This is a genomic window from Microbulbifer mixtoriginis (SeqCode), from assembly GCF_052467235.1.
The window spans coordinates 2,669,963-2,685,611 of sequence record NZ_CP174305.1 but is presented as its reverse complement, the minus strand read 5'-3'; the positions used below and the strand labels follow the sequence as shown (position 1 = coordinate 2,685,611).

Sequence of the window (15,649 nt, the reverse complement as noted above, 5' to 3'; positions counted from 1 at the left end):
GGGCCGCGCTCACAAAATAATTCCCTCAAAAGGGGAAACTGCTCTGCAGGGACGCGGGAAATCTCGAAATAACTGAAAACATTCAAGCAGCTTAGAGACCATGCGATACCTGACTCTTGCCCTGTTGCTGGCGATGCCTCTGTTCGCCTCAGCAAAAGTAACTCCTGTCGATCATGTTGTTGTGTACAAGTCGAAGAAGCTGATGCAGCTGATTCGCGACGGCCGGGTAGTGAAAAGCTACACCGTCTCCTTCGGCGATAATCCCAGAGGACACAAGGTCCGCGAGGGGGATGAACGCACCCCCGAAGGGCGCTACACCCTCGACTGGAAAAACCCCAACAGCCGTTTCTACCGCTCTATTCATGTGTCCTACCCAAATAAACAGGACCGTGCGCGGGCAGCCAAAATGGGGGTCAGCCCTGGCGGCGATATCATGATCCACGGCATCAAGCCCGAGTGGTCCTATATGGAGAGGCATCTGCGCCGCAATAACTGGACCGATGGCTGTATCGCAGTGGCCTCCAATCGGGAAATGGACGAGATCTGGGCGCTGGTGAAAACCCCGATCCCCATCGATATCTACCCCTGATCTGGTTCACAGGCCAGCTTCATATAGATGACCTCGTAGCTTACCGGCAGCCCTCTGGGCTGCCTGAGGCCTTCATAGGCTTCGGCCAGTTGCTGTAACCTGGCACGCCCGGTCATCCCCCGCTTGGCGGCGCGGTTAATATTGTGTGCCCCCACGCCTTTTAATTCCTTCATCAGCTGGCGCAGGCTATCGAAATACAACAGGCGCTGCTCATCGAGCACCTCGCCATTTAATTGCGATTGCACCGCCGCTTCACGCCACTTTACCAGGGGAAGGAAACGATTGACGTGTATATCGCCATCCACCTGGGCCCAGCTATTACGCAACTCTGCCAGCGTGCCCGGCCCCAGTGTCGCCACCAGGCAGAACCCCTCTGGAGAGAGTACCCGACGCAACTCGGTAAACAGCTGTGGCAAGCGATAGCACCACTGCAGCGCCATACTGGAAAACACCAGATCCACGCTGTCATCTGCTAGGGGCAACTGTTCAGCATCCGCAACAATATAATCATCAGCCTGGGGGCGTTCTGTGCGAGCGTAGCGCAACATATCTTCCGCCAGATCCAAGGCGATAATTCTCGCCTCGGGAAAATGTTGGCGCAGCAACTCACTACCAAAGCCGGTGCCGCTACCAAGGTCGACAATCGTGCGCGGTGCCCAGTGGCGATCCGCCATTTTCATCAGCTGCCGACACACCGCTCTCTGTATATGAGCGCAGTCGTCATAGCTGGCGGCAGCGCGGCCAAAGGAGCGCGCCACGGCGGATTTATCGAAAGGCTCGGAAGTACCGCTATCAGGGGGAGACAGGCTCTCGACAAAATGCCGCAATCGCCCTGCGACTTGGCGCGGCTGAGATAAATGCGGTTTATGACCACATCCCTCAATCACCTCTACCGCTGCACCACAGCCCTGGATCTCCTCTACGGCAGCTTGGGGCACCAGGGCATCCTGCTTACCAAACAGATGCAGTGTGGGGACTCCGAGTGTCTGCAGTAGTTGACGATTATCCAGGTCTGCCAGGCAGTCCAGGGCCCGCTTCCAGGCTTCGGCATTGATATTGGGGCGGCGCTCCTTAAGCTGCTTGAGCAGGTCGCGCATGGCACTGTCACCATGGGACTGCAGGGCACAAAAGCGCTCCCAGATTGCGTAGGGGTCCTGCACAAAGGCCCTGCGAAATCTCTCAAAAACACGCCGCTGCATACCCGGCCAGTTGTCCCGCTCCACAAAACAGGCATTGGCAGAAATGGTGACAACACCGAGGATTTTTTTCTGTCCCGGTCTGGCCGCCAACTGCAGGGCCAACATGCCTCCGAGAGAGTGCCCAACCAAAACACAGTTATTAGGCAGTTCGTTATACAGTCGCTGTAAAAGTGTCTCTAATTGTGGCCAGGGCACGCCACTACGCTCCCCACACCCCGGTAATTCGATACAAGTCAAAGGTTGTGCCAGTTGTTCACGCACCGCTTCGAGTAGGGGCTGCCAGGGCCCTTTATCTCCCCCCCAACCGTGCAGGAATACCAGGTTCTCTATCTCAATCACAAAGGCACCGCTATTTTTTCCTGAAGCACAGCTACGAGGGCATCTACCAAAGCATCAATTTGGCTGTGGTTATGGGAGGCACTCAGGGTGATTCTCAAGCGAGCGGTACCTCTGGGCACGGTAGGTGGGCGAATAGCGCCCACTAGAAAGCCACGCTGCTCCAACTTTTTGGACACAGTCATCACAGTTTCTTCACAGCCCAACAGGAGTGGTTGAATCGCACTGGATGAATCCGTCAGAGGTAAATTCGCTTGCGCCGCACGCCGGCGGAAGTAAGTGATATTCGCCTGCAGGCGCTGGTTCAACTCGGGCGCATTGCGCATCAGTTCAATTGCTGCAATACAACCTGCCGCCACTGCCGGCGGCATACCGGTGGTATAAATATAAGGCCGTGCAAACTGCACCAAAAAATCGATCAACATACGCGAGCCAGCCACAAAGGCACCTGCATTGCCGGCGGCCTTACCCAGCGTACCCATCAGTACCGGCACTTCATCCTGGCCGAGACCGGCGGCCGCGCAGCTGCCGGCAAGGGGCAGCTGTTCACTCCCCATCACTCCAAAGCCGTGGGCTTCATCCACCATCAGCCAGGCATCAAATTCCCAACACAGGGCAGCAATCTCCGCCAATTGAGCCCTGTCGCCGTCCATACTGTAGACCCCATCTACCGCCACCAGAGTATTGCCACCGCGTTCGGCCGCCCTTTGCAGCTGGCGGCGCAGGGCAACTGGATCGTTGTGGGCAAAACGTAAACTGTTGGCGCCACACAAGCGCGCGCCGTCTATCAGGGAGGCGTGGTTGAGCTTGTCGGAAATAACATTGTCCGCGCGGCCCAGCAACGCACAGAGTGTCCCCACATTGGCCATATAACCACTGGAAAAAACCAGTGCGGCCTCGCGTCCGGTGACTTCGGCAAGGCTCTGTTGCAATTGTTGATGGACTTGAAGGTGGCCGTTAACCAAATGGGAAGCGGTGGCACCGGCGCCCAGCTCAGCACCGGCCTGCTGGGCACGGATAACTTCTGAGTGGCTTGCCAGTCCCAGGTAATCGTTACTACTAAAGGTCAGCAGCTTTCGCCCATCCACTACAGCGATGGGGCTGGGCGCCGCTTCCAGAGTTTTAATCTGGCGATAAAGATTGTCCCGATGCCGCTCATCGAGACGCTGGCGCAGGGTTTTATCCAGGGTCATTTGGCCGCATCGTAAAAGAAAGCGTCGTTTTGCTGCTCGGTAATCTGTGCATTCAACTCCGCTTCCACTGCGCTCTCATCGGCGTATTGTTGATACTCCTCCGGCTGGATACCCAGGCGGGAGAACAATTGCATATCCTTGTTGGCCTCGGGATTGGCGGTGGTCAGCAGCTTCTCGCCATAGAAGATGGAGTTGGCACCGGCGAGGAAAGCCATAGACTGCATCTCATCACTCATCTGTTCGCGCCCGGCGGACAGGCGCACATGGGACTTGGGCATCATAATGCGCGCTACGGCGATGCAGCGGATAAATTCGAAGGGGTCTAGGTCCTTCTCCTGCTCCAGCGGCGTACCAGCTACTTTTACCAACATATTAATGGGCACCGACTCGGGGTGTTCAGGCAGGTTGGCCAGTTGCATCAGCAGGCCGGCGCGATCTTTGTCGCCCTCGCCCATGCCGACAATACCGCCGGCGCAGACTTTCATACCGGCGGCACGCACGCGCCCCAGTGTCTGCAACCTATCCTGGTAGGTGCGGGTGGTAATAATCTCGCCGTAATACTCCGGTGAGGTATCCAGATTGTGGTTGTAGTAATCGAGCCCGGCATCAGCTAATTCCTTCGCCTGGTCATCATTCAACATCCCCAAGGTCATACAGGTTTCCATACCCAGTGCCTTCACTTCGCGCACCATCTGGGTAACGTAGGGCATATCTTTTTTCTTGGGTGAGCGCCAGGCAGCTCCCATACAGAAGCGAGTGGCGCCGCCAGCCTTGGCCGCGCGAGCTTCTTCCAACACCTTCTCCACTTTCATCAATTTTTCCCGCTCCAGCCCAGTATCGTAACGGGCGCTCTGCGGGCAGTAGGCGCAATCTTCCGGGCAGGCGCCGGTCTTAATGGAACAGAGGGTGCTGACCTGGACCCGATTGGGATCGAAGTGTGTCCGGTGAACCTGCTGCGCGGTAAACATCAGATCGCTAAATGGCATAGCGAAGAGATCCAGAACCTGCTGACGGGTCCAGTCGTGGCGGATATCGGCGGCGGGCATAGTCTGGGCTGCAGTCACAAGCTTACTCTCTCTGTTACTGGAGTTGGGGTGCTGTTTTTATGTATTCGGGCGGGGTGACTGCAGAAGACAGCAGTGGCAAACTCGACCAAACAGACTGGCCAGTTTAGCCAGGCCCCACCTGCTGTCAACTCAGAAGCTCTCTTATGGTTTACAGCCTGATTTCAGCTCGACTCTCTCGCTACCTGACGCAGTGCCTGCTGTGCGGCGATAGAGCCGGTGACTTTGGTATCTGTGCCAGCTGTATCCGAGACCTGCCCTATCTGGGCCAGGCTTGTGAAAGCTGTGCGCTGCCGTTGGCCTCCAGCGCACGCCTGTGCCCCAGTTGTTTGCGCCAGCCGCCGCACTGCCAGAGGGTTCAGGCCGCCTGGCAGTATGCCTTTCCGGTGAACCAGCTAATCCAGCGCTTCAAGTACCAACGCGACCTGGCCGCCGGCCATAGCCTGGCGCAACTTGCCGCCACCTCAATAGCCCCACACAACGAGCCCCCCGACCTACTCGCCCCCATTCCTCTCCACTGGCAGCGCTACTGGCAACGTGGATACAACCAAGCGCAACTGATCGCGAGCGAGTTGGGAAAGCAATGGCATTTGCCGGTGCAAGCGCGGCTGTTGCGCAAAACTGGCGCCACCCGCACCCAGTCGCAGCTGCGCCGGCAACAACGCCTACGCAACCTACTGCAAAGTTTTGCCCTGCGTGAATCCGTTGAAGGAATGCATATCGGGCTGGTGGACGATGTCCTGACTACCGGAGCCACCCTGGAGGCGGCGGCACAGATACTCCTGAAAGCTGGTGCACACAAGGTCAGTGCGTTCGTTTTGGCCAGAACGCCATGACTCTTCGGCGCGACCGCAGATAGACCGGCAGTCACAGAGACGTCACAATAACTTGCCTTGCCGTTCTGGCAGATAAATCCCAAACAAGCCGGCACCGCTAAAGGCTAAGGTTTTAATCAGTGACTAATTGCTCGCAGGTGTTTTGCTGCGAGCCAGGGATTCAGCGATGAGTGAACACAAGTTGCCACGGGGCATTGTCATCAGCGGCACCGGCCTGTGGACCCCACCGGAAGCGATCAGCAACGAAGAGCTGGTAGACGCCTACAATAGCTACGCCAAGCAGTACAACCTGGAGCACGCTCAAGCAATTGAATCCGGCGAACTGCAGCCCAAGCCACAGTCCTCTGCGGAATTTATCGAAAAGGCCTCCGGTATCAAGAGCCGCTATGTGGTGACCCGTGAAGGAATTCTCGATCCCGCGCGCATGCGCCCCTTTATTCCCGAGCGCAACGACGACGACCTGTGTGTTCAGGCGGAGATGGGGCTAAAAGCCGCCAAACTGGCGCTTGAGAAAGCCAATAAACAGGCCTCCGATGTCGATATGGTGATTGTTGGCGCTTCCTATATGCAACGCGCCTATCCCGCCATTGCCATCGAAATTCAGGGCGCCCTCGGCATCGATGGATTCGCTTTCGATATGGAAGTCGCCTGCTCCTCGGCAACATTTTCTCTACAGCGCGCGGTAGATGCCATCTGTTCCGGCGCCGCACGCACCGTACTGGTGATCAATTCTGAATTGGCCTCACCGCAAGTGGACTTTACCGATCGCGACAGTCATTTCATCTTCGGAGATGTGGCGGTCGCCAGTGTGATCGAGCGCCGCGAGACCTGCAGCGTAGACACTGCCTGGGAAATCCTCGGCACCAAGGCCAAGACCGTCTACTCCAACAATATCCGCTCCAACTTCGGCTATGCTGCGCGCGCTGCCGATGTGGACCCTTTCGGCCCCGGCAAGTTGTTCCGCCAGAACGGCCGCAAGGTATTCAAGGAAGTCTGCCCCATGGCCGCCGCCCATATTGAGGAGCACCTAGGGGAGAGCGGCACCGATCCCCGCGAAGTGAGCCGCTACTGGCTGCACCAGGCCAACATCAACATGAATAATCTGATCGCCAAGAAACTGATGGGTGATGAGGCCAGCGCAGAACGCGCCCCGGTGGTGCTGGACCGCTACGCGAATACCGCTAGCGCCGGTTCTGTCATCGCCTTCAATCTGCACAGCGATGACCTGCAAGTAGGTGAGCGCGGAATTATCTGTTCCTTTGGCGCAGGCTACTCTATCGGCAGCCTGGTAGTGGAGAAAGTCGCTTTATAAGCTAGCACTCGACTCATTTCCGCACCATAGACACAAAAAACCGGGCATCGCCCGGTTTTTTTAACTGCTCTCTTCACATTTTTGTTCCAGTTGCTGCAGCATATTTTCCGCCCAGTTGATCCAGGTCTTCTCCGCCTCTATGCCTAACAGCAGTGTCTGGTGGGCCAGCCAATAGCGCTCCTGCAGGGCGGGGTCACTCTTAAGCACCCGCTCATTTTGTTCCCGATAATTCTCCAACAGCCCTCGGTGCCTGTGCAGCTGATCATTGAGAGCCGAACGCAACTCCTCTTGGCTCAAATGGTGGCCGGCAAACATACGCACTAAAAAGGGTTCGCGAATCTTCTGTGGTGCCGCTGGCTGAATTACCCAATCGCGCAGCTCCGCACGCCCCTTGTCGGTGAGGCTGTAGACCTTTTTGTCCGGTTTGCCCTCCTGCGGTTGCTCCTCGCAATCCAGCAATCCTTCGTCGTGCAACTTGTGCAGCTCCCGATACATCTGCTGGTGGCTGGCGCTCCAGAAATGGGAAACACTGCGCTCGAAGCGGCGCTTTAGGTCGTAGCCACTGCCGGGCTCTATATCCAGCAGGGTGAGTACGGCATAGCGCAGGGACATGGCGGCTCCGATTCGTCTTATGCAAAGAGTTGCATATTAACCTCTGCGACGCCATCGTGACCAGGAGGCGCGTTAAGCCAATAAGATAATTAGATTAATTTTCTAATAATTAGTAGGACGTTTATCTCGGCAGACCTCACCAGTCGAGATGCAAGGCTAGCATTTACGCAATTTGGAGATATAATCGCCGGCCTGCCGCCATCTTGATATGGCGGCTCGAGGTTCAAGAGGTTGTCTGCTCCATGTCCGCGCCCGCATTAACACCATCCGGCCCCGACGCCGAACCAGCCGCACCCAACTCGCGACGCTGGGATTTCCTGCTCGATATCTTCGCCATGAACAGTTTTTCCTGGGCCGTGGCGATCCCCATCGAGCTGGTGTTGGCAGGTATGAGCTGGAGTGAGCACCTGAAAGTGCGTTTGATGGCGCTGGTGTTCAATACACTGATCGCTCGCCCTTTCAGCATGTACCGCAGCTGGATTGTGAACCGCTTTGGTGGCGGCGGTTTTGTAAATGCTTACCTGGTAGACACCTTTGTCTTCCTCAGCTTCCAGTTTCCCCTATATATGGCCAATATGCGCCTAGGCGGTGCCAGCTGGGACGAAATTGCCACAGCCAGTATCACTTTTATGCTGATCGCAGGCGCCTTGGGGCGGCCTTATGGAATTTATCTCGACTGGGTGCGCCGAGTGTGGATTAATACGCTGGTTCCCCTGCTGGGCAGACGCGCCATCTAAGGGGCACCAATACTCGATTGAGCATTACGAGAGAGGAGCATGACTGTGTTGACCGATAACGCCATTGAAAAAAGTTCTATGACCATTGGCGTGGTCGCCGGCACCCCCACAGACACCCGCTTTGGCCTGGATTTCCTCGCCGCGCGTCAGCTGCGTGGCGTCGGTATGTCTCTGTCAACATCGCCCCAGGCACAGACGCAACTGCAAGCGCTAGAACGCGGCGCTCTCACCCAGCAGCTGATCGAAGCGATTGAACAGCTGCATCAGGCCGGCGCCGAAGCCGCCATGATCTACTGCAATTCCCTTTCCGGTGCGGTGGATATGGAAGCGGTCAAAGCCACCTCGCCAATTGAGGTGGTTTCTCCCCTTGAGGTATACGCCGAACTCACCCAGCGCTACCGCAACTTTGGCCTGCTCGCCGCCAACTGCCAAAGTTGCGCCAATATTGAGCGTGAAATTCTCGAGCGCAACACAACCGCCAAGGTGATCGGTATCGGCAATCTGCAGATCGTCGAAGATATTGAGGATGGCCTCGCCGCCGAGATGATCGTGCGTCAGCACGCTTTGGATGATCTGGTCGCGGCTCTGGTGAAAAGCGGCGTACAGATACTGATTCTGGGCTGCACACATTTCGATTATTTTTATCAGGAATTGCTCGCCCATTGTGATGGAATTCGCCTGTTTCTGCCTTCTGAGCGCATGTTGCAGTTATTGCAGGAGCGCCTACCTCAGGCCGCTTGAATCAACCCTGATATTTTTAATTTTTTGCGTATTTTATCGAGGAACACTGTGCCACCGATCTCGGTAAAATACGCCAACCCAGTGCAAAACCTCCCGCTATATAAGCCTGTGTAATAGCGTGCAATTCTTCAGCATCAAGCCCCCAAAAAAAACCATCCTCTGTTTTTGGCGCAATAACTCTTGGCTAATGGCGATAGCGTTCATGCCTCTGACCGGATTATCCACCCGTTAGCCCGCCAGTCCTTTAAAAATATCTCTTGTACGCCGTGCCATATTGCAGTATCAAACGCTCTGATCTTTTCGGGAGTATCGATCAAAACCTACCGCGAAAATCACACTGCGGACTGCAGGATTTAGTCCGCCCTAACACAAGTGGTTATAAGGATGATAAAAGCCATTTCTTCTGGGGGATTGCCCTCTCGTCGTGTTTTTTTTCACGCTCTACTAGCCGGAGCACTACTGTGCGGCTCAGTATTTATCTCCACCACCGCACAAGCCATTGAATTAAATGCTCTGCAGCAACAAATTCCTATTTACTGGTTGATCGCGGCGCTGATTTTTACTGTGCTAATTTGTGCTTTTACACTCAATAGACAACTGAGTCTGCGCAAATTGCGTAAAGAGAGTGCAGAGCGTGTCGATAATATCAGCGCCGAAAACAGTAATTTGTTTCAGCAGGTGCATAGCCGCAACAGTGAATTTCTCGCCCTAGAGAAGCAACTCGAAGAAACTCGTGAAAGCCTCGAATTACTGCGCCAGGAAAAATCCGATCTGCTCACAATAGTACGTCACCAGTTGCACCACCCCCTGGATACATTGATGGGCACCCTCAACCTGATTGGACGCAGCGAGGACAACAATATCAAAGCGCTGGTTGAAATCGGCAAGCGCCAGTTAAACGCCGCTCTCAAATCTCTGGACGATTTACGTCAGATCGGCAAGGTGGAAACCGTGGAGCTGAAACTTCCCAAGGAAGTGCTCGGCAATACCGGCAGCGGCCTCGCCATCCTGTTGGTGGAAAATAATAAACACGAATCCCTGCAAGCGCCGCTGGAAGCCATGGGCCACCATGTACAAAGGGAATGTAACGGTATCGACGGCAGCAGCGCCGCCCTCCAAAAAAACTTTGACTTAATCCTGACCGACACCCATCTACCACTGATGGATGGCGTGGAGGCAGTACGAGAAATTCGCCGCGAACGGGGCAACGATTTACCCATTTTCGCCCTGCTGCAATCTGCCAAAACCGGCGATAAAGAGCGCTATCAGGCCCGAGGTTTTACTGGCGTACTTACCCACCCAATTGCCGATCGCCAGCTAATGCAGCTGATGCAATGGGCTTCACGGCGCACGCAGGGGACGTCACCACAACAAAAAAACCGCCCCACCCAGCTGCTCAACACCAGTGCTCTTTTACGCCAGCAGGACACTCTCGATCACCTGACCTTCGCCGAGCTACTCAGTGACCGCAGCGCCACCCTACCCAAACGAATCACTGCGCTCACCAGCGCCCTCACCGGCCGCCACTGGTTGGATGCAGAAAAACAGGCGCAGGATGTCGCCCGGGCAGCGGCACAGGTGGGGCTCGATAGCGTAGCCAGTCGTCTGCGCAGTCTCGCCGCCAACCTCTCCATCGACAGCGAACGCGAACACTGCCGTCAGCAGCGTACAGAATTACTGCAACTGATGCGGGAATCGGTGCGACAGCTGAAGGCATGGCGCGAGCGCAATGTGCACACCGAGTGGGCACTAAAATAATATGGGACGTTACGACACCCTGGGCTCTTCACCGACTGTCGTGTAAAAATACCATTCCAACGCAGTCAAGTTGAATTGCGCATTGGGGACCACACTATATTTTTCAGAGTCCACAAGAGAATAAAGTTATGTCAGAGCAGTACCCCACACGCTCCCAGGAGGCCCGCGAACAGAGTGGTCGAGATCTGGCCATCATGGTCTACCTGATCCAGGCCATCAGCCTATTTACCGCGGTTCCGTTTTTTGTTGGCGTACTGATTAACTATTTCAAGCGCAGCGATGTACGCGGCACCCTGGCGGAGTCCCATTTCCGCTGGCAGATTCGCACTTTCTGGTTCTGGTTGCTGTGGACTGTGGTTGGTTCTTTGACCTTTTGGGTTTTCGGTCTCGGCTATGTGATTCTCGCCGTAAACTGGATTTGGGTTATTTACCGGGTTATTCGCGGCTGGCTGCGCCTAGTCGATCGCCGCCCCGCCTATGACTACTACTAAAACCCGGCCCGCGTGAAAATCTCGCGCGGGCGCTTCTGCCCTGCGCAAATAGGGGATATTTAAAAATCCCATAAATTTTACGCCTTCCTAACCAATTTACTCTTCGCTTTTTCCAATTTAATTCCCCTCCTGATGACCTCCCGCCTAAAAAAATCTGGTCGAAAGCTCTCTCTAATAGCCGATAAAATACCTGGCATGATATTTATACCTGCTGGATTATAAATTTTCTAAAAACCAACCTTTATCGTAAGACTTTTCCTTTATTTATCATTATTTAAGTAAATTTCTTACTGAAAAAATCTTTTATTTTGGCAGCACAGCCTCCTTACGAAAAAATTATGCGAAGATAAAGCCCGGTACTTTCACCGGATATCGTTAGGGAGATAAAGGCTTGTGAGTCAGGATCAAAACACCCCGTTGCGGGAGGACGTCCGCCTACTCGGCGAGGAGCTCGGTTCGGTATTGCGCGAGCAAGCCGGTGATTCGCTATTTAATACTGTGGAAACCATCCGCCAGGCCGCAGTGGAAAGCCGCAGTAGCGGAGAGATGCAGGTGGATCGCTTACACCAGCTGCTGGACCCTCTCGACGACGATACATTGTTGGAAGTGGCGCGCGCCTTTAGCCAGTTTTTGAATCTCGCCAATATCGCCGAGCAACGCCATCGCGAACGCCTGCACCGGCAGCATCAGCGTTTTTCTGGCGACCCAGATACAGACCGCGGCCTGCGCCAGGTATTGGCAGAGCTAAAGAACATCAATCGCTCAACCGACGATATACACACCGCACTCAGGGATCTCTCCGTGGAGCTGGTCCTCACCGCCCATCCCACCGAGGTCACCCGTCGCACCCTGATCCGCAAGTACGACCACGTCGCCGATCTCCTCGCCGCATTGGACCGACCAGACCTTACCCAGGAAGAGAGCCGCGAGCTGCGACGTCATCTGCACGAGCAAATACTCTCTGCCTGGAGCACCGATGAAATCCGCCGTGAGAGGCCCACGCCGGTAGACGAAGCCAAGTGGGGCTTCGCCACCATTGAACAGTCCCTATGGCAGGCAGTACCCCAGACTATGCGCGCCATCGAGGAGGAACTAACCCTAGCGGGATTACCGCCACTGCCGGATAACTGGGTACCCATACGCTTCGCCTCCTGGATGGGTGGCGACCGCGACGGCAACCCCAATGTCACCGCAGCGGTAACCCGCAAGGTATTACTGCTGGCGCGCTGGATGGCTGCCGACCTTCTCTTGCGCGATGTGGAAAACCTGCTGGCCGATCTATCCATGCACAAGGCCAGCGAAGAATTACTGGCACAAACAGGCCCAAGCCATGAGCCCTACCGGCTCATACTCCGCCGGGTGCGCTACCGCTTGCGCAATACTCGCGCGCAACTGGAGGCCCGCATTAACGAACAGCAGGAACCAGCGGGTGCAGTATTTCACAGCGGTCAACAACTGCTCACTGAGCTGAACCTGATCGACCGCTCTCTGCGCGCGGTGGGGCTCTCGGCGATCGCCGATGGCCAGCTCAAAGACACCCTGCGCCGGCTCAATTGCTTCGGTATCACCCTGTTGCGCCTGGATATTCGTCAGGAATCCACCCGCCATATGGATGCCATCGACGCTATCACACGCTATCTGGGGCTGGGGAATTACGCCACCTGGGATGAGCAGAGCAAACTGGACTTCCTCCTGGCGGAGCTGGATAACCGCCGGCCATTAATCGATGAGGATTTCTACCATACGGATTTCTGCGATGGGGATGTGCGCGAGGTATTAGAAACCTGCAAGGTGGTTGCTGAGCAGGGCCACGAGGGGTTTGGTGCCTATGTGATTTCCATGGCGAAAAAGCCCTCCGATGTGTTGGCGGTCATGTTGCTGCAGAAAATTGCCGGGGTAAACCAACCTATGCGCGTGGTGCCATTGTTTGAAACCTTGGACGACCTCAATAATGCTGCCGACACCATGAGTACCCTGCTCAATATTCCCCAGTACAAACAGCGCGTGCTGGAGGGCCAGGAGGTAATGATCGGCTACTCAGACTCGGCCAAGGATGCCGGCTTCCTCGGCGCGGCCTGGGCACAGTTCAGTACTCAGGAGGCGCTCACCCAAATTTTCCGCAATCACGGCATTCCCCTAACCCTGTTCCACGGCCGTGGCGGCTCTATTTCCCGCGGCGGCTCTCCAACGCGCATGGCACTGTTGTCGCAGCCACCAGGCTCGGTGGCTGGGCGTATCCGCGTTACCGAGCAGGGAGAGATGATCCGCTTCAAATACGGCCGCCCCTCCGTTGCCGCCTACAATTTGGAGCAGTATGTGGCCGCCACACTGGAGGCTACCCTGATGCCACCGGCCCAGCCTCGCCCCGAGTGGCGCAATCAGATGGAACGCCTCACGGAAGTCTCGGTGCAGAGTTACCGCGAAGTGGTGCGTGACGACCCGGCTCTGGTGGCCTACCTGCGCACCGTCACCCCGGAGACGGAACTCCGCCGTCTGGCTCTCGGTAGTCGACCGGCGAAGCGCAAGCCCGGTGGCGGCGTAGAAACACTACGCGCCATTCCCTGGGTGTTCGCCTGGACCCAGATGCGCCTGATGCTACCCGCCTGGCTCGGCACCGGCACCGCACTCGAACAAGCCCTAAAACAGGCAGACGAAGCCGACACCCTGGGAGAAATGAGTCGTGAGTGGCCCTTCTTCCAGGGCGTGGTGGATATGCTGGAGATGGTTTTGGCGAAATCCGATACCCGTGTCGCCTCCTGGTATGAGGAACGCCTTACAGACAACAAGGAGCTGATAGAGCTGGGGGAAAGCCTGCGCGAACGCCTGGCTCATACAGTGAGTGCTTTGCAGCAACTCACCGGTCGCGAAAGTCTGTTGGACAATAACCCAGTGATGCGTTGGTCCATCCGCGTGCGCGATCCCTATACCGATCCACTGCATTTGCTTCAGGCCGAATTAATGGCGCGTCTGCGCGAGCGGGAGAATGACGCTGTGTTGGAGAGTGCCCTAATGGTAACGATCGCCGGTATCGCCGCAGGCATGCGCAATACCGGATAACCGTTGGCGGGCAGAGTCCCCCACTCTGCTCGCCTACACCCTCGCCCCTATAAAAAGCCTGATATATGGCCAATCAAATTAAATCGAGGCACTACCAGATACCAGGGCAACTCCTACACTGCACGATACACCACGCCCCCATACAATCGATAAGTGTCCATATACTCTTCTGCTAGAACCCGTAGATCGTTATTCAGATCTCCCGAAATACAGAATAACTCCAACGGGGTATCAGCCAGCTGATGATCTATCGTCCGTGTGAATAAACCAGTTTTACCGCCAAAGCCGCCGGAACAGCATCGCCTTATTAACACCTGCGATACTGGCCATGTCCCTAGTTGTACAGCACCCATAACCATGAGCCATCCATTCGCTGATAACTACTTTAAACAGCTTGGCTTCATCGATGGTGCACTGCATAGAATCTCCTTTTCGATATAAACAGGCGCATAATGCAAGTGGTCATTTGCATTACAGGAGATGCCGATGAGCGACCCTGAAACCACGGCTAGAACCCGCAAGTCAAAAGTCATTTACGCCAGCTTTGGACCCAACGAGCGGGCCATGGTCGACAAAGTGCATCCCCTTTGGCTTCGCCGCCTGTTTATTCGTCTTTTGGGTATAAAGTTGCAACTTCAATTTACTGGTTGGCTGCAGTACCTAATGCCTGTCCCAATCACTCTGAGCCTCTTCCTGTTGGTGGGACTCATATATCTAGTAGGTTTAACTGGACTGGCCAATATATTGATCTGGCTACCCTTGATACTAACGGCCATTATTCTTTTTGATATTGTGACTTGCCGTTTTTGTATCCGTTTGCCGGAACCGCTACCCAAAGCCCGCAGCCGAGAAGATATTTTCGCGCTGATACGTGACCGTAGATCGTGCCGCGCCTATCAAACCCGTCCCTTAATCCCCATCCATGAGCAAGCACTAAAAGCTCGTATTGCAATTCACCTACAGCAACCACGTCTCGGCAATGCACCGATACGTCTGGAGTGGGTCAAAGCACCCATCACTGTTTGGCCGGTGGTCAATGCCAGATATTTCCTCGTTGCAATAGCCCCAGCGGAATACAATCGAACGGCCATTCTTGATATCGGCAGAACCCTGCAAAAGATTGTTTTAGACGCTACGCGAATGGGTTTAGGGACTTGCTGGATTGGTCCCGGAGCAGATCACCGCAGTGTCAAAACCCACCTCCGCGAGCGCTTTGATAAGAAAAAGGATTCTATTATTTGTCTCTGCGCTGTGGGTTACGAAAGCTGGTACGCACCATTGTTTATCCGTTTTTTTAACAATCAGTTTCATAAGCGTCTGCCGCTGTCCGACCTGTTTTTCGTAGATAACGCCATGAAAGAAGCATTAAAAATAGATAAATCGCCCTGGGAGGCGTTTAATCGATGTTTTGAAAGTTGCCAGTGGGCACCGTCTTCCTATAACGGTCAAACCACACGCTGTATTGCCCACAAGAAAGGCTCTCAAGTGCGCCTTGATTTTTATGCGACAACATCTTCTAGATACTATGCCGCAGTGGCTACTGGCATCTGGTGCGCTAACTGGGAGGTGGGGTGTGAAGCTTTAGGAATACAAGGAGAGTTTCTAAGGTTGCCCCCACAGGAAAGAAAAAACCTGCCGGACGATGTGCTGCCACCTCACTATGATATTAGCTGGCTCAGTACCCCTTTAATCTAACAGCAAGAGGATTTTTGCATTGTCCGGTC

At 55.1% G+C, this 15,649-nt stretch carries 14 protein-coding genes; 9 read left to right on the top strand and 5 right to left on the bottom strand.

The genetic code is table 11. From position 1 onward, the window contains the following. Nucleotides 1-100 precede the first annotated feature (100 nt). On the top strand, nt 101-589 hold the full coding sequence (locus ACJJIO_RS11765) for a L,D-transpeptidase family protein (RefSeq protein WP_152450920.1): 489 nt from the start codon (nt 101-103) through the stop codon (nt 587-589). Here ACJJIO_RS11765 and bioC read toward each other — a convergent pair. From bioC to bioB, 3 genes are read right to left on the bottom strand one after another with little or no spacing between them, the layout of a single operon-like run. Further along, on the bottom strand, nt 580-2,127 hold the full coding sequence (gene bioC / locus ACJJIO_RS11760; RefSeq protein WP_444908581.1) for a malonyl-ACP O-methyltransferase BioC: 1,548 nt from the start codon (nt 2,125-2,127) through the stop codon (nt 580-582). The two genes, ACJJIO_RS11765 and bioC, sit on opposite strands and share 10 nt — an antisense overlap. Then, nucleotides 2,124-3,317, bottom strand: a complete 1,194-nt coding sequence (gene bioF, locus ACJJIO_RS11755) for an 8-amino-7-oxononanoate synthase (RefSeq protein ID WP_444908580.1) — start codon at nt 3,315-3,317, stop codon at nt 2,124-2,126. The genes bioC and bioF overlap by 4 nt, the downstream gene beginning before the upstream one ends. After that, nucleotides 3,314-4,363 carry a biotin synthase BioB gene (gene bioB, locus ACJJIO_RS11750; protein ID WP_252085949.1) on the bottom strand — a complete coding sequence of 350 codons (1,050 nt, stop codon included), beginning with the start codon at nt 4,361-4,363 and terminating at the stop codon, nt 3,314-3,316. Before bioB ends, bioF begins: the two co-directional genes overlap by 4 nt. 164 nt (nt 4,364-4,527) lie before the next feature. On the opposite strand from bioB, the gene ACJJIO_RS11745 reads away from it, so the two are divergent. Both ACJJIO_RS11745 and ACJJIO_RS11740 read left to right on the top strand, forming a co-directional pair. After that, nucleotides 4,528-5,217 (top strand): ComF family protein, encoded by a 690-nt coding sequence (locus ACJJIO_RS11745; protein WP_444883596.1) that lies wholly within the window; start codon nt 4,528-4,530, stop codon nt 5,215-5,217. Between the two features lie 166 nt (nt 5,218-5,383). Next, nucleotides 5,384-6,529, top strand: coding sequence for a beta-ketoacyl-ACP synthase III (locus ACJJIO_RS11740; RefSeq protein WP_444891486.1), 1,146 nt, complete (start codon nt 5,384-5,386; stop codon nt 6,527-6,529). 60 nt (nt 6,530-6,589) lie between these two features. On the opposite strand, the gene ACJJIO_RS11735 is transcribed toward ACJJIO_RS11740, so the two are convergent. Further along, nucleotides 6,590-7,141: a PadR family transcriptional regulator gene (locus ACJJIO_RS11735; protein ID WP_444887871.1), complete on the bottom strand. Its 552-nt coding sequence runs from the start codon at nt 7,139-7,141 to the stop codon at nt 6,590-6,592. A 242-nt stretch (nt 7,142-7,383) separates the two neighbouring features. On the opposite strand from ACJJIO_RS11735, the gene alaE reads away from it, so the two are divergent. The 5 genes from alaE (at nt 7,384) to ppc (ending at nt 13,925) form a co-directional block, all read left to right on the top strand. After that, the gene (alaE, locus tag ACJJIO_RS11730; protein WP_252084304.1) at nt 7,384-7,878 is read left to right on the top strand and encodes an L-alanine exporter AlaE; all 495 of its coding nucleotides are present in this window, start codon (nt 7,384-7,386) and stop codon (nt 7,876-7,878) included. 39 nt (nt 7,879-7,917) lie between these two features. Continuing rightward, entirely contained in the window at nt 7,918-8,619 is a 702-nt protein-coding gene (locus ACJJIO_RS11725) for an aspartate/glutamate racemase family protein (protein ID WP_444883594.1), read from the top strand. 384 nt (nt 8,620-9,003) lie between these two features. After that, the gene (locus ACJJIO_RS11720; protein WP_444908579.1) at nt 9,004-10,377 is read left to right on the top strand and encodes an ATP-binding response regulator; all 1,374 of its coding nucleotides are present in this window, start codon (nt 9,004-9,006) and stop codon (nt 10,375-10,377) included. Nucleotides 10,378-10,505: 128 nt separating this feature from the next. After that, nucleotides 10,506-10,868: a DUF4870 family protein gene (locus ACJJIO_RS11715; RefSeq protein ID WP_252084301.1), complete on the top strand. Its 363-nt coding sequence runs from the start codon at nt 10,506-10,508 to the stop codon at nt 10,866-10,868. A 393-nt stretch (nt 10,869-11,261) separates the two neighbouring features. After that, nucleotides 11,262-13,925 (top strand): phosphoenolpyruvate carboxylase, encoded by a 2,664-nt coding sequence (ppc, locus tag ACJJIO_RS11710; protein WP_444908578.1) that lies wholly within the window; start codon nt 11,262-11,264, stop codon nt 13,923-13,925. Nucleotides 13,926-14,198: 273 nt separating this feature from the next. On the opposite strand, the gene ACJJIO_RS11705 is transcribed toward ppc, so the two are convergent. Then, nucleotides 14,199-14,345: a hypothetical protein gene (locus ACJJIO_RS11705; protein ID WP_444883591.1), complete on the bottom strand. Its 147-nt coding sequence runs from the start codon at nt 14,343-14,345 to the stop codon at nt 14,199-14,201. 66 nt (nt 14,346-14,411) lie between these two features. Between ACJJIO_RS11705 and ACJJIO_RS11700 the strand changes: the two genes are divergently transcribed. Next, a complete protein-coding gene (locus ACJJIO_RS11700; RefSeq protein ID WP_444908577.1) occupies nt 14,412-15,620 on the top strand; it encodes a nitroreductase family protein in 1,209 nt (402 codons plus the stop codon). The last annotated feature ends 29 nt before the right edge of the window (nt 15,621-15,649 follow it).

Bases quoted from the DNA above. Each gene is read 5' to 3' on its own strand.
- ACJJIO_RS11705 (WP_444883591.1), bottom strand. From the start codon at position 14,345: ATGCAGTGCACCATCGATGAAGCCAAGCTGTTTAAAGTAGTTATCAGC.
- bioF (WP_444908580.1), bottom strand. From the start codon at position 3,317: ATGACCCTGGATAAAACCCTGCGCCAGCGTCTCGATGAGCGGCATCGG.
- ACJJIO_RS11735 (WP_444887871.1), bottom strand. From the start codon at position 7,141: ATGTCCCTGCGCTATGCCGTACTCACCCTGCTGGATATAGAGCCCGGC.
- bioB (WP_252085949.1), bottom strand. From the start codon at position 4,363: ATGCCCGCCGCCGATATCCGCCACGACTGGACCCGTCAGCAGGTTCTG.
- ACJJIO_RS11765 (WP_152450920.1), top strand. From the start codon at position 101: ATGCGATACCTGACTCTTGCCCTGTTGCTGGCGATGCCTCTGTTCGCC.
- ACJJIO_RS11700 (WP_444908577.1), top strand. From the start codon at position 14,412: ATGAGCGACCCTGAAACCACGGCTAGAACCCGCAAGTCAAAAGTCATT.
- ACJJIO_RS11720 (WP_444908579.1), top strand. From the start codon at position 9,004: ATGATAAAAGCCATTTCTTCTGGGGGATTGCCCTCTCGTCGTGTTTTT.
- alaE (WP_252084304.1), top strand. From the start codon at position 7,384: ATGTCCGCGCCCGCATTAACACCATCCGGCCCCGACGCCGAACCAGCC.
- ACJJIO_RS11740 (WP_444891486.1), top strand. From the start codon at position 5,384: ATGAGTGAACACAAGTTGCCACGGGGCATTGTCATCAGCGGCACCGGC.
- ACJJIO_RS11715 (WP_252084301.1), top strand. From the start codon at position 10,506: ATGTCAGAGCAGTACCCCACACGCTCCCAGGAGGCCCGCGAACAGAGT.
- ACJJIO_RS11745 (WP_444883596.1), top strand. From the start codon at position 4,528: ATGGTTTACAGCCTGATTTCAGCTCGACTCTCTCGCTACCTGACGCAG.
- ACJJIO_RS11725 (WP_444883594.1), top strand. From the start codon at position 7,918: ATGACTGTGTTGACCGATAACGCCATTGAAAAAAGTTCTATGACCATT.